The sequence below is a fragment of the [Actinomadura] parvosata subsp. kistnae genome, assembly GCF_900323885.1.
GTDB classification, from domain to species: domain Bacteria; phylum Actinomycetota; class Actinomycetes; order Streptosporangiales; family Streptosporangiaceae; genus Nonomuraea; species Nonomuraea composti.
The window spans coordinates 26,444-38,765 of record NZ_OOHJ01000031.1 but is presented as its reverse complement, the minus strand read 5'-3'; the positions used below and the strand labels follow the sequence as shown (position 1 = coordinate 38,765).

13 protein-coding genes are annotated in these 12,322 nt (G+C 73.8%); 5 read left to right on the top strand and 8 right to left on the bottom strand.

Features of this window, described 5'->3' with window-relative positions:
* Positions 1 to 2: 2 nt before the first annotated feature.
* A complete protein-coding gene (thrS, locus tag KIS93_RS60025; protein WP_246005554.1) occupies positions 3 to 1,211 on the bottom strand; it encodes a threonine--tRNA ligase in 1,209 nt (402 codons plus the stop codon).
* 198 nt (positions 1,212 to 1,409) lie between these two features.
* On the opposite strand from thrS, the gene KIS93_RS60020 reads away from it, so the two are divergent.
* Complete coding sequence (locus tag KIS93_RS60020; protein ID WP_080040864.1) at positions 1,410 to 2,381, top strand: helix-turn-helix transcriptional regulator; 972 nt, start codon at positions 1,410 to 1,412, stop codon at positions 2,379 to 2,381.
* Positions 2,382 to 2,388: 7 nt separating this feature from the next.
* On the opposite strand, the gene KIS93_RS60015 is transcribed toward KIS93_RS60020, so the two are convergent.
* Positions 2,389 to 2,703 carry a sensory rhodopsin transducer gene (locus KIS93_RS60015; RefSeq protein WP_080040865.1) on the bottom strand — a complete coding sequence of 105 codons (315 nt, stop codon included), beginning with the start codon at positions 2,701 to 2,703 and terminating at the stop codon, positions 2,389 to 2,391.
* A gap of 305 nt (positions 2,704 to 3,008) precedes the next feature.
* Positions 3,009 to 3,695, bottom strand: coding sequence for an L-2-amino-thiazoline-4-carboxylic acid hydrolase (locus KIS93_RS60010; protein WP_080040866.1), 687 nt, complete (start codon positions 3,693 to 3,695; stop codon positions 3,009 to 3,011).
* Positions 3,696 to 3,985: 290 nt separating this feature from the next.
* Between KIS93_RS60010 and KIS93_RS60005 the strand changes: the two genes are divergently transcribed.
* Complete coding sequence (locus KIS93_RS60005; protein ID WP_080040867.1) at positions 3,986 to 4,324, top strand: YciI family protein; 339 nt, start codon at positions 3,986 to 3,988, stop codon at positions 4,322 to 4,324.
* 20 nt (positions 4,325 to 4,344) lie between these two features.
* A complete protein-coding gene (locus tag KIS93_RS60000) occupies positions 4,345 to 5,613 on the top strand; it encodes an RNA polymerase sigma factor (protein ID WP_222108145.1) in 1,269 nt (422 codons plus the stop codon).
* Here KIS93_RS60000 and KIS93_RS59995 read toward each other — a convergent pair.
* Together KIS93_RS59995 and KIS93_RS59990 are read right to left on the bottom strand one after the other, a co-directional pair.
* Positions 5,593 to 6,783 (bottom strand): cytochrome P450, encoded by a 1,191-nt coding sequence (locus KIS93_RS59995; protein WP_080040868.1) that lies wholly within the window; start codon positions 6,781 to 6,783, stop codon positions 5,593 to 5,595. The genes KIS93_RS60000 and KIS93_RS59995 overlap by 21 nt on opposite strands.
* Positions 6,784 to 6,907: 124 nt before the next feature.
* The gene (locus tag KIS93_RS59990) at positions 6,908 to 7,375 is read right to left on the bottom strand and encodes an ATP-binding protein (protein WP_230466384.1); all 468 of its coding nucleotides are present in this window, start codon (positions 7,373 to 7,375) and stop codon (positions 6,908 to 6,910) included.
* 171 nt (positions 7,376 to 7,546) lie between these two features.
* Between KIS93_RS59990 and KIS93_RS59985 the strand changes: the two genes are divergently transcribed.
* Positions 7,547 to 8,014 (top strand): adenylyltransferase/cytidyltransferase family protein, encoded by a 468-nt coding sequence (locus KIS93_RS59985; RefSeq protein WP_080040870.1) that lies wholly within the window; start codon positions 7,547 to 7,549, stop codon positions 8,012 to 8,014.
* A gap of 242 nt (positions 8,015 to 8,256) precedes the next feature.
* On the opposite strand, the gene KIS93_RS59980 is transcribed toward KIS93_RS59985, so the two are convergent.
* Positions 8,257 to 9,114, bottom strand: coding sequence for an NAD(+)/NADH kinase (locus tag KIS93_RS59980; RefSeq protein WP_080040871.1), 858 nt, complete (start codon positions 9,112 to 9,114; stop codon positions 8,257 to 8,259).
* Positions 9,115 to 9,182: 68 nt separating this feature from the next.
* On the opposite strand from KIS93_RS59980, the gene KIS93_RS59975 reads away from it, so the two are divergent.
* Positions 9,183 to 10,034: a DUF72 domain-containing protein gene (locus KIS93_RS59975; RefSeq protein WP_080040872.1), complete on the top strand. Its 852-nt coding sequence runs from the start codon at positions 9,183 to 9,185 to the stop codon at positions 10,032 to 10,034.
* Positions 10,035 to 10,060: 26 nt separating this feature from the next.
* Here the strand turns inward: KIS93_RS59975 and KIS93_RS59970 are convergent, their stop codons facing one another.
* Both KIS93_RS59970 and kdgD read right to left on the bottom strand, forming a co-directional pair.
* Complete coding sequence (locus tag KIS93_RS59970; protein WP_080040873.1) at positions 10,061 to 11,383, bottom strand: enolase C-terminal domain-like protein; 1,323 nt, start codon at positions 11,381 to 11,383, stop codon at positions 10,061 to 10,063.
* A gap of 8 nt (positions 11,384 to 11,391) precedes the next feature.
* Positions 11,392 to 12,306, bottom strand: coding sequence for a 5-dehydro-4-deoxyglucarate dehydratase (kdgD, locus tag KIS93_RS59965; RefSeq protein ID WP_080040874.1), 915 nt, complete (start codon positions 12,304 to 12,306; stop codon positions 11,392 to 11,394).
* Between the last annotated feature and the right edge of the window lie 16 nt (positions 12,307 to 12,322).

Genomic DNA, 12,322 nt, shown 5'->3' with positions numbered 1-12,322 from the left:
TGTTATGCATTTGATTTCCGCTTTTCAGGCGAACGGCCGCGATCGTGCGGCCAGTTCCTCGATCGGCACCTCCCCCGCCTGGCTGCCGTCGCGCAGCCGCACCGCCGCCCGCCCGGCCGCTCCCCCGTCGGCCGCCTCGCGCGGCCCCACCACGAGCTGGTACGGCACCAGCCGGTGCGCCCTGATCCTGGCCCCGAGGCTGCCCCGGTCCGGGGCGCCAGCTCGGCCCGCAGCCCGGCGGCCACGCAGCGGCGCAGCACCCGCTCGGCGGCGGGCAGCTCGGCGTCCGACAGCGGCAACACCACGGCCTGCACGGGCGCCATCCACTCCGGGAACGCGCCTCCGTGCACCTCGATGAGGTGGGCGACCAGCCGCTCCAGGCCGCCGACCACGCTGCGGTGCACCATCACGGGCCGCTCGCCGCCGACGTAGCTCAGGTCGAAGCGCTCGGGCTGGAAGTAGTCGACCTGGACGGTGGACAGGGTGGACTCGCGGCCCGCCGGGTCGGCGATCTGGATGTCGATCTTCGGGCCGTAGAAGGCGCCCTCGCCGCGTTCCTCGTCGTACGGGCGGCCCCGCTCCTTGAGCACGTCGCGCAGCACCGACTCGGAGCGCGCCCACATGCCGGGGTCGTCCACGAACTTGGCGCCCTCGCCGCGCAGCGACAGCCGGTAGCGGGCGACCCGGATGCCGAGCCGCTCGTGGGCGGTCTCGATCAGGTCGAGCGCGGCCGACACCTCGGCGGCGGCCTGCTCGGGCGCGCAGAACACGTGCCCGTCGTTGAGCTGGATGGCCCGCACCCTGGTCAGCCCGCCGAGCACGCCCGACAGCTCCGAGCGGTACATGCCGCCCAGCTCGGCGACGCGCAGCGGCAGGTCGCGGTGGCTGCGCTGCCGGGAGCGGTAGATGATCGCGTGGTGCGGGCACAGGCTGGGCCGCAGCACGAACTCCTCCCCGCCCACCCGCATCGGCGGGAACATGTCCTCGGCGTAGTGCGACCAGTGCCCCGACCGCTCGTACAGCTCCCGTTTGCCCAGCACCGGCGAGTTGACGTGCTGGTAGCCGTTGCGGCGCTCCAGCTCGTGCACGTAGTCCTCAATGGCCTTGCGCACGGCCGCCCCGGCGGGCAGCCAGTAGGGCAGGCCGGAGCCGATGAGCGGATCGGTGTCGAAGATGCCCAGCTCGCGGCCGAGCCTGCGGTGGTCGTTCATGATCAACCTCTCTCAGGGAAAGGGCGAACGACCAGGCTCCCGGGCGTCCGCCCGGGAAGCATGCAGTCAGCGCGCCGGGACGGTGTCCGGCGTCGTCGTGACGAGAGCGCGCTGCATGAGAACGACCCTAGCACCCCCCGCCGTGCGGCCACCGGGTAAATTTCCGGGCTGGAAAACGGCAAGTGATATAAAAGCACCGTGGCCGAGATCACCGTGGACGTGCGCCATCTCCAGGCGTTCGCCGAGGTCGGCTACCAGGTGGCGGGCGGTGGCGGCGCCGAGGGCGCGATGGCGGCGCTGCGCCGCGTGGTGCCGCTCGACGCCTACGAGTTCGTCGCCTACGACCCCGCGACGGGCCGGCACCAGAGCGTCGTCTCCGACGGCCATCCGCGCATCGACCACGACGCGGCCGAGGAGTACGCCGGGCTGGAGGCGTACCGGCGGGCCATCGCCACCCGCGCGCCCGTCGCCATGCCCGAGCCGGGCACCGAGCGTTACTTCCGCCGCCACCTGGCCCCCTACGGCTGGCGGGCCGGGCTGACGGCGCCGCTGTTCCTGCGCGAGGGCCGCTACACGGGGCTGCTGCACCTGGCGGCCAGGCAGGCGTTCCCCCGGCGCACCGGCGCGCTGGTGGCGGCCGTGAGCCCGATGCTGGCGCACGTCACCGACCTGAGCAGGTGCGTCATCGACCCGGTCGGGCTGCCGCCGGGCTTCCGCGCGGTCGCCTACGACCGGCTCGGCACGCGCCGCGAGGTGCCCGGGCACGAGGTCTCGGCCGCGCTGTGGGACGACCCGGCGATGGCCGCGTACGCGCGGGCGTTCATCGACTCGCGGGAGCTGAGCCGGCACGGGCTCTGGCTCGGCGCCGGCGGGCGCTGGCACGAGGTGCGGCTGCTGCGGGCCGGCGTGGGGTTCCAGGGGTCACTGCAAGGAGCGGTGGCCGCCGAGCGGCGCTGCCACCTGCCCTACGACCTGACGGGGCGGGAGGTCGACGTCCTGACCCGGGTGGCGGCCGGCGACTCCAACCCGCAGATCGCGGCGGCGCTGGTGCTCAGCGTGCGCACCGTCACCACCCATCTGGAGCACATCTTCGCCAAGCTGGGCTGCGACAGCCGCACCCGCCTCACCACCAAGGCCCTCGCCGAGGGCCTGTGCCGCCTCGACCTGTGACAGGTGCTCAGGCGGCGGGGCGCCGGGGCTCCGGCACGCGTTGCGCGGCCCGGACGAGCACCGGGGCGTCCGACACCACCACGACCGAGTAGCGCCGCTCCGGGGCGGGCAGGCCGGGCCCGGCCAGGTCGGCCAGCACGTGCGAGCGCGTCCGCTGCGACGGGACGACGAGCCGGAACGGCCCCTGCGGCCGGCCGCCCTCGGCGCAGAACGTCACCTCCACATGGGCGTCGCCCGGCCCGGTGTTGTACAGGTCGAGCCGGTCGCCGGGCAGGCACCCGTCGGTGATCGCCATCTTCCCGTACCGCACCATCGTGCCCATCCGTGACTCCCGTCCGTCGTCGTACCGGCGTTCCGCTACCCAGGCGGGGCGCGATCTATCCGACCGCGCCCCTCCGGTCAGGACTCACCACCAGTCCCAGCCGCCGCCCCATGGGCCGCCCCACCAGCGCCTGCGGTGGCGGCAGCGGCGGCGCCGCCAGCGGCGTCCCCGGCAACCTCCTCCTTCACGGAATCCGGTCATGATTCCTCCCCCGACTGTCGACTCCCCCTCCTTTCGACGTTATGCCTGTTGAAGATGACAATCGAGGGCATATACCCCTATTTCGCCCAGCGTTGGGCGTGATTTCAGCCGGCTTCTCCCGCGCCGGTGCGCGTGAAGTGGAACGGGCAGTGGGTGCCGCCCAGGCCGATCGTGGTGGGCCGGTCGAAGCGGAAGCCGTCCTGGTCGGGGGCGATCGCCTCGATCCAGTTGCCGTCGAACGCGCACAGGGCCGGGGTCAGCTCCGGAGCGCCGTTCGCCACGAGCACGTCGTGGTAGAAGCAGCGCCGCACCTCCAGCAGGTAACGCCGGTCGTCGTCGGCCGTGCGGCGGAAGACGAACCCCTTGCCGAAGGCGTGCTCCTCGCGGGACTTGGAGACGGCCACCATGGCCGCGAACGGGTCGGGCGCCGCGTCCAGCATCGCCCGGGTGCCCTCACGGACGGCCGCGCCGAGCGGCTCGATCAACGCGGCGCGTACCGCGTCGAGGGCCACCTCCCGCCCCAGCCGGGGCAGCAGCGCCTCGTACGCCGCCACCAGGGCGAGGGTGATGCGCAGGTTGTGGCGGGCGGGCTCGTCGACGATCAGGTGCGCGTTCGCGCTCTCCAGCTTCGCGTGCCGGGCGCGCATGGAGGCGAGCAGGCCGGCGGGGAGGTGGTGCGCGCGCAGCGTCGCGGCGACGTGCTCGAAGAAGCCGTCGATGAGCGCCGCCGTCTCACGCCCGGGATCGGGGACGTAGTCGCCGCCGGTGAGTCCGAACTGGTCGGTGGACATGGGTAACGTCCTTTCGGGGACAGGCTCGGCCCCGAACACGGCTCGGCCTCACGCGGAGCATGCCGACCGTGCTCGCCACCGAGCGAGCACGCCGACGCGCTCCACCGACCGACCAGGCGTCAACGAACTTCATGGATACTGACCCGTCGATCATGCCACGCGCGAGCACCCGCCCGCGCCCGCGACGGGGCGAAAAAGTTTTTTCGCGGGTCGTGTCCTTCCGGGCCGGTCCCGTTCGTAGACAGGGCGACGCGGCACTCCGGCCGCGTCCGGACGACAAGGGAGACACCATGAAGTACATGCTGCTGATCAACAGCCTCGGCATCGACGGCGAGGCCGGGGAGACCTCGTTCGAGGAGTGGGTGGCCTACGACAAGAGCGTCAGGGACGCGGGCGTCTTCGTCGCCGGCGAGTCGCTCGCCGACCTCACCACCGCCACCACCGTCCGCGTGAGCGCCACCGGCGAGCGGACCGTCACCGACGGGCCGTTCGCCGAGACGCGGGAGATCCTCGGCGGGTTCTACGTCATCGACGTGCCCGACCTCGACGCCGCCCTCGACTGGGCGGCCCGCTGCCCGGGGGCGCGCGCCGGCAACGTCGTGGTCCGGCCGGTCGCCCAGTTCGACTGAGAAGGAGAGGGGACGGGGTGATGATGGCCGGTGTGGGGCCCTCCATCGAGGCGGTGTTCCGCGAGGAGCGGGGGCGGCTGCTCGCCGCCCTGGTGAGCCGCTTCGGCGACCTCGACCTGGCCGAGGAGGTCGCCTCCGAGGCCATCGAGGCGGCGCTGGTGCACTGGCCCAGCGATGGCGTGCCCCCGAACCCGGGCGGCTGGCTGATGACCACCGCCCGCCGCAAGGCCGTCGACCGGCTGCGCCGCGACCGCGCGTACGCGGCGCGCCTGGCCATCCTCCAGGTGGAGGCCGAGCGGGCCGGCCCCGCCGGTCCCGCCGACCATGGCGAAGGGGAGCTGCCCGACGAGCGGCTGCAGCTCTTCTTCACCTGCGCCCACCCCGCCCTGCCCGCCGAGGACCGGGTGGCGCTGACGCTGCGCTGCCTGGCCGGGCTCACCACGCAGGAGGTCGCGCGCGCCTTCCTCCTGCCGCCCGCCACGATGGCCAAGCGCATCGTGCGGGCCAAGAAGAAGATCCGCGAGGCCCGCATCCCGTTCCGCGTCCCGGGCGCGGACGAGCTGCCCGGCCGGCTGCCCGGCGTGCTCCAGGTGATCTACTCGATCTTCACCGAGGGGTACGCCGCCAGCACCGGCCCCGACCTGCAACGGCTCGACCTGGCGGAGGAGGCCATCCGGCTGGCCCGCATCCTGCGCCGCCTCCTGCCCCGCGAGCGGGAGGTGGCCGGGCTGCTCGGCCTGATGCTGCTCGTCCACGCCCGCCACGCGGCCAGGATCGGCGCGGACGGCGAGCTGGTCCTGCTCGCCGACCAGGACCGCGGCCGGTGGGACCGCGCGATGATCGAGGAGGGGCAGGCCCTCGTGGTCGCCGCGCTCAAGGGCGGCCCGCCCGGCCTGTACGGCGTGCAGGCCGCCATCGCCGCCCTGCACGACGAGGCCGCCGACGTCGCCACCACCGACTGGCCGCAGATCGTGGCCCTGTACGACGTGCTGCTCGCGCTCGCCCCCTCCCCCGTGGTCGCGCTCAACCGGGCCGTGGCGGTGGCGATGCGCGACGGCCCGGAGGCCGGGCTGGCGCTGCTGGACGAGCTGGCGCGGGAGCCGCGGCTGCACGGCTACCAGCCGTACGCGACGGCGCGCGCCGACCTGCTGCACCGGCTGGGCCGGCACCGCGCCGCCGCCGACGCCTACCGCCAGGCCATCGACTGGGCGGGCACGGAGCCGGAACGTGCCCACCTGCGCCGCCGACTGGAGGAGTGCGAGACATGCCTACGAGAGGCTGACGACTAACCCCCTGATCTCGTAGCCGCCGATGTCGTTGTTGAACGTCACCCTGGGCGCCGCCGCCATCCTGACCCCCTCCATGGCGAGGAGCCGGGTCAGGAAGACGTCGGTCTCGAGGATCGCGATCGCGGACCCGGGGCACTTGTGCGGGCCGTCGCCGAACGCCAGCGCCGCCGCCCCCGTGCCGTCGCTGACCGCCCGGCCCGGCCGCACCGCCAGCGGCTCGTCGCCCACGGCGGCGGGGTCGGTGTTGGCCGCGTCGACCAGCACCTCCACCACCGCGCCCGCCGGCACCGTGACCGGGCCGCCGTCGCCGGGCAGCTCGATCGGGGCCGTGGTGCGCCGCCGCAGCCGCGCCACGACCGGCTCCAGCCGCACGATCTCGTGCAGGACGGCCAGCCGCTCGGGCTCGTCGGCGGCCCGGTAGCGGGCCATCAGCGCGTCGTCGGTGAACAGGTGCCAGGCCGCCACGCAGATGAACTCGCGCGTGGTGACCATCCCCGCCGCCGCGAACGTCAGGCACTCGCCGAGGATCTCCGCCGCCGAGCACCCGTCGTCCAGCAGGTGGGTGATGAGGTCGTCGCGCGGCTCGCGGCGGTGGTCGCGGATCGCGGGGCGCACGTCGGCCAGGTAGAAGCGCAGCCAGTTGGCGTTCTGCCGGAACAGCCAGTAGAGGCCGTGCAGGCTGGTCAGCCCCGGCCTGCCGTACTTCTCGGGGAAGAAGCGCTCCAGCCGCTCGCGGATGCCCGGCCTGCTGGAGGTCAGCCCGATGATCGCGGAGGCCACCTCGATCGCCATCCCGAAGCTCAGCTCCGACAGCGGCGCCCGGCCCGCCGCCCGCAGCTTGCCGAGCTGCCGGTCGGCGACGTCCGCCATCAGCCCGCGGTAGCGCTCGTCCACGCGGCGGGGCGTGAAGAAGCGGGCCGTCTGCCGCCGGTCCTCCCGGTGCTCGGGCCCGTCGCGGTACAGGACCGGCCGCCGGAGCCTGGCCGGCAGCTTCTCCACCGTCTCGATGCCCAGCCCCGCCTGCACGGTGGCCTCGCTGCGCAGCACGGCGCGGGCCGCCGTGTGGCCGCTCACCTGCCAGGTGCCGTCGCCGGCCCGGTGGATGGGGCAGGCCGGCCGCTGGGTGCCGGGCCGCTCGATCTTGCGAGCGTCACCGCCGTCCTGAGTCACGCCGCCGCGTCTCCCGTCCGTGCTCGCCCGTTTCGACCATGATCCCGCTCGCTCGGCGGCGGATCAAGACGGCGGATCAGACGGGGGCGGATCAGACGGGGGCGGATCAGACGGGGGCGGCTCGTCAGCCCGCCAGGCGGGCGTCCACCCGCTCCCGCAGCAGCTCGAACCAGACCGTCGTCGCCCCCGCCTCCCTGGTGAACCCCCAGCGGTGGCTGAGCGCCTCGATCAGCGGCAGGCCGCGCCCGCTCGTGGCCTGCGTGCCGGTACGGCACACGCACGGCGGCTCCTCCGACCCGCCGTCCGCCACCAGCACCCGCACCGCGGTCGCCGACGCCGCCACGCGCACCGTGAACGAGCCGCCGGCGCCGGACTTGGTGTGCAGGATCGCGTTCGTGGCCAGCTCGCTGGTGAGCAGCGCCACGTCGTCGTAGAGCGGATGGTCGCGGCCGAGCGCCGCCGTGACCAGCTCTCTGGCCCTGGCCACCTGGGACGGCATCCCCGGCAGCCGGACCACGAGATCACCCGCGCCGCCGCGATCGTCCCCGTCCGTGTCGCGCGAGTCCGTGTCGTGCGAGTGCGGCGCTGCCACGGTGACCTCCCCCGAATCCGGTGACGTCATGAGACGCCCCAGAGGTGGTCCGGAGATGATTGCGAAAAGGTAGGAATGACCTTTCCCGAGGTCGCCTGCACGCCCCGGTTCACCGACCGAGTACGCTGCGATCGACGAGTCGTCTAGGCCCGTGGGGGAGCAGGAGGTCGTGTGAGCAGCCTGGAGGCCGTCTGGACGCTGCCGTACGAGCGGCCGGGGGCGGCGGTCGTGACCGGTGTCTTCGACATACTTCACGTGGGTCACGTGCGCTATCTCGGCGCGGTGGCGGCACGCGGGCTGCCGCTGGTGGTGGGCGTCGAGGACGATCCGCGCGTGCGCGCGTGGAAGGGGCCGAGCCGCCCGTTCAACCCGTCGGCGGAGCGCGCCGAGGTGCTGGCCGCGCTCCGCTTCGTCGCCGGCGTCTTCATCGTGACGGGGCCGCCCGAGGCGCACGGCCCTGACGACTACATCGACCTGCTGGCCCCGATGCGGCCCGCGGCGCTGGCCCACACGGCGGGCGACCCGCACGCGGGGGCGCGCGCCGCGGCGGCGGCGATCCTGGGGGCCGACTGCTGGGAGATGGCCGCCATCCCCGACCGCTCGACGACCCGCATCGTCAACGCGGCCGGCAAGGGCTGAGCCGAGCTTCCAGCGGGCCGAACTCCGAGCGGGCCGAACTCCGAGCGGGCCGAGCTTCGAGCGGGCCGAGGTTCGAGCCGGCCGAGGTTCGAGCCGGCCGAGGTTCGAGCCGGCCGAGGTTCGAGCCGGCCGAGGTTCGAGCCGGCCGAGGTTCGAGCCGGCCGAGGTTCGAGCCGGCCGAGGTTCGAGCCGGCCGAGGTTCGAGCCGGCGAGCGGGCGCCCGGCCCGCGTCATGGATGGCGTCAGTCGACCTCGGCGCTGCCGTCCACGCGGAGCTTGCGCCGCGCCCGTTCGTAGAACGTGGTGCCCAGCCGCACCACCTTGGCGGCCCCTGGCCAGGCCGAGACCGTGATGCTGTCGCCGGGGCACAGGTGCCCCACCACGGCCCCGTCGACCTCCACGGCCAGCCGCCCGCTGGTCGGCAGCACCTGCAGCGTCACCTCCTCGTCGGCGGGCAGCACCAGCGCCCGGTTGAACGACGAGTGCGCGGCGGCGGCCACGACGAGCACCGCCTCCACGCGCGGCGACACGATGGGCCCGCCGGCGGAGAAGCTGTAGGCGGTGGACCCGGTGGAGGTGGCCACGATGACGGCGTCGGCGGAGTAACGCACGAACGGGCTGCCGGACGGGGTGACGGACACGCCGGCCAGCCCCTCGCCGGGGATGCGGACGAGCGCGATGTCGTTGAACGCCGTCACCTCGGCCCCGGCCACCGTGCTGCGGATCGCCATGCGCGGCTCGATCGTGTACGCGTGCTCGTCGATCGCCGACAGCGTGCCGGGCAGCTCGTCCACGTCGATCTCGGCGAGGAACCCGAGCCGCCCCAGGTTCACGCCCAGGATGGGCGTCGGCCGGCCGGCCAGCAGCCGCATGGTGCGCAGCATCGTGCCGTCGCCGCCCAGCCCGACCAGCAGGTCGGCCCGCTCGACGAGCGAGGTGGCGTCCACGGGGACGGCGGTGCAGTCGATGCGGCCCACCTCCTCGGGCAGGCCGAGCACGGTGGCGCCCTTGTCGGCGGCCCACCGCAGGATCGTGTCTATCGCCTTCTTCGAGTCGCGCTGAGGATGCAGAACCAGCCCGACCGTCCCGACCATGCCCATGTGCCCACATTACGGCCACCTCCTGTGTGGGGATGTGACGGGTCGCGGGTGGCGATAACGTCGTGCCCATGCGGCTTCACGTGGGATGCGCGATGTGGGCACACGCGCGCTGGCAAGGACGCTTCCTCCCCGCCCACCTCTCCCCCGGTGACCGCCTGCGGGCCTACGCCTCGTGGTGCGACGCGGTGGAGGGCAACACGACGTTCTACGCCACCCCGTCCAGGGCCACGGTGGAGTCGTGGGCGGCGCAGACGTCCGAGGACTTCCGGTTCGTGATCAAGCTGCCCAAGCCGGTCACCCACGAGCACCGCCTGGTGGGCGCGCAGGCGGAGCTGGCGGCGTTCCTGGACGCGATGGAGCCGCTGGGGCCACGGGTGCACGCGTTCTGGATCCAGCTGCCCGGCTCGTTCTCCCCCGCCGACGTCGGCACGCTCGCGGCGTTCCTGCGCGGGCTGCCGCAGGGGCACCGGTACGCCGTGGAGGTGCGGCACCGCGCCTTCTTCGAGGACGAGCGCGCCGAGCGGCTCCTGGAGCGCGTGCTGGAGCCGGCCGGGGTGGAGTGGGTGCCGTTCGACACGACGGTGATGTTCGCCGGCCCGCCCACGAGCGACGCCGAGCGCGACGCGTGGACGAAGAAGCCGCGGGTGCCGCGCCGTACGCGGGCGCTGACGGCCCGCCCGATCGTGCGCTACCTCGGCAGGGACGCCGAGGAGCGCACGGTGGAAGGCTGGCGGCCGTGGGTGGAGCAGGTCACGCGGTGGCTGCGCGAGGGGCGCGAGCCGACCGTGTTCGTGCACACCCCGGACAACGCCGACGCGCTGCGGCTGGCCCGCCGCTTCCACGACGAGGTGCGCGCCGGCGTCCCGGAGCTGGACCCGCTTCCGGATCCGACGCCGGACGAGCCGCTGACCCTCTTCTGACGGGCGGGCGGGCTCCTGGCGGGCTCCTAGCGGACCAGGCAGGGCCGCTTCGGGTCGAACACCCAGCCCTCCACCAGGAACTGCATGGCCACGGAGTCGTCGCGGGCGCCGAGGCCGTGCCGCAGGTACAGCTCGTGGGCGGCGGCGAGGGCGTCGCGGTCGAGCTCGACGCCGAGCCCCGGCGTGTCGGGCACGTCGATCGCGCCGTCCACGATCCGGAACGGCTTGGTGGTCAGCGCCTGGCCGTCCTGCCAGATCCAGTGCGTGTCCAGGGCCGTGATCTCGCCCGGCGCGGCGGCCCCGACGTGCGTGAACATGGCCAGCGAGATGTCGAAGTGGTTGTTGGAGTGCGAGCCCCACGTCAGCCCGAAGTCGTGGCAGAGCTGGGCGACGCGCACGGACCCGGCCATGGTCCAGAAGTGCGGGTCGGCGAGGGGGATGTCGACCGCGTCTGAGCGGATGGCGTGGGCCATCTCGCGCCAGTCGGTGGCGATCATGTTGGTCGCGGTGGGCAGGCCGGTGGCGCGGCGGAACTCGGCCATCGTCTCGCGCCCCGAGAAGCGGCCCTCGGCGCCGCACGGGTCCTCGGCGTAGGCGAGCACGCCGCCGAGGCCGCGGCACAGCCGTACGGCGTCGGCCAGCAGCCAGCCGCCGTTGGGGTCGAGCGTGACCCGCGCGTCCGGGAACCGGGCGGCCAGGGCCTTGACCGCCTCCACCTCCTCCTCGCCGGGCAGCACGCCGCCCTTGAGCTTGAAGTCGGCGAAGCCGTAGCGCTCCTGCGCGGCCTCGGCCAGCGCGACCACGGCCTCGGGCGTCAGCGCCTCCTTGCGGCGCAGCTCGGACCAGGCGTCGCCGGCGCCGTCGTCCACCAGGTACGGCAGGTCGGTCCGGCCGGGGTCGCCGACGTAGAACAGGTAGCCCAGCATCGGCACCCGGTCGCGCTGCCGCCCGTCGCCGAGCAGGTCCGCGACGGGCAGGCCGAGGTACTGGCCGTGCAGGTCGAGCAGGGAGGACTCCAGGCCGGTGACGGCGTGCACGGTGGTGCGCAGGTCGAAGGTCTGCAGGCCGCGCCCGCCGGCGTCCCTGGCGGCGAACCGCTCCGACACCGAGCGCAGCAGCGTCCGGTAGCGGGCCACGGGCTGACCGGCCAGCAGCTCGCCGGCCTCCTCGATGGTGCGCCTGATGGCCTCGCCGCCGGGCACCTCGCCGAGCCCGGTGCGCCCGTCGGAGTCGGTGGTGATGACGACGTTGCGGGTGAAGAAGGGGCCGTGCGCGCCGCTGAGGTTGAGCAGCATGCTGTCGTACCCGGCGACCGGGACGACCTCGACGCGCTGGATCGTGGGTGACACGCGACCCCCTAGCTGATCTTGTTGATGAGGGCGGTCAGCTCGGCGAGCTCGCCGTCCTTCAGGTTCGACAGCGGCGGGCGCACCGGCCCGGCCGGGCGGCCGACGGCGGCCAGGCCCGCCTTGATGATGGAGACGGCGTAGCCCTTGGTGCGGTCGCGGATGTCGAGGTAGGGCACCACGAACTCGCGGATGCGCCGGTAGACGGCGGCGCGGTCCTGGGCGCGCACGTCGGCGTAGAAGTCGAGCGCGTACTGCGGCACGAAGTTGAAGATGGCCGAGGAGTAGGTGCTCATGCCGAGCTGCAGCAGCGGCAGCGCGAACGTCTCGGCGGTGGGCAGGCCGCCGATGTAGGCCAGGCGGTCGCCGACGGCGGCGTAGATGCGGGTGAGGTTCTCGATGTTGCCCACGCCGTCCTTGAAACCGACGAGCGTCTCGTTCCGCTCGGCCAGGGCGGCCACGGAGCGGTCGTTGAGCACGGCGTTGGCGCGGCTGTAGACGATCACGCCCAGGCTCGACGCCTGGCACACCGCGGAGACGTGCTCGACCAGGCCCTCCTGGCCGGCCTCGGTGAGGTAGGGGGGCATGAGCAGGATGCCGTCGGCGCCGGCCGCCTCGGCGGCCCTGGCCTGGGCGACGGCGTTGGCGGTGCCGCCGGTGGCGGGGGCCACGACCGGCACGCGGCCGTTCACCTCGCTCACCGCCGCGCGGACCACGCGGTCGATCTCCTCGGCGGTCAGCGAGAAACCCTCGCCGGTGCCGCCCGCGGCGAACAGGCCGGCCACCGGGTAGGAGCTGAGCCACGCCAGGTGCTCGCGGTAGGCCGCCTCGTCGAACTCCAGATCCTGGGTGAAATGGGTGACGGGGAACGACAACAGGCCGCTCTTGAGCTGGGTGGCGAGCTCCTGCGGGGAGTAATGGGGCATGTCGGGCGCTCCTCGC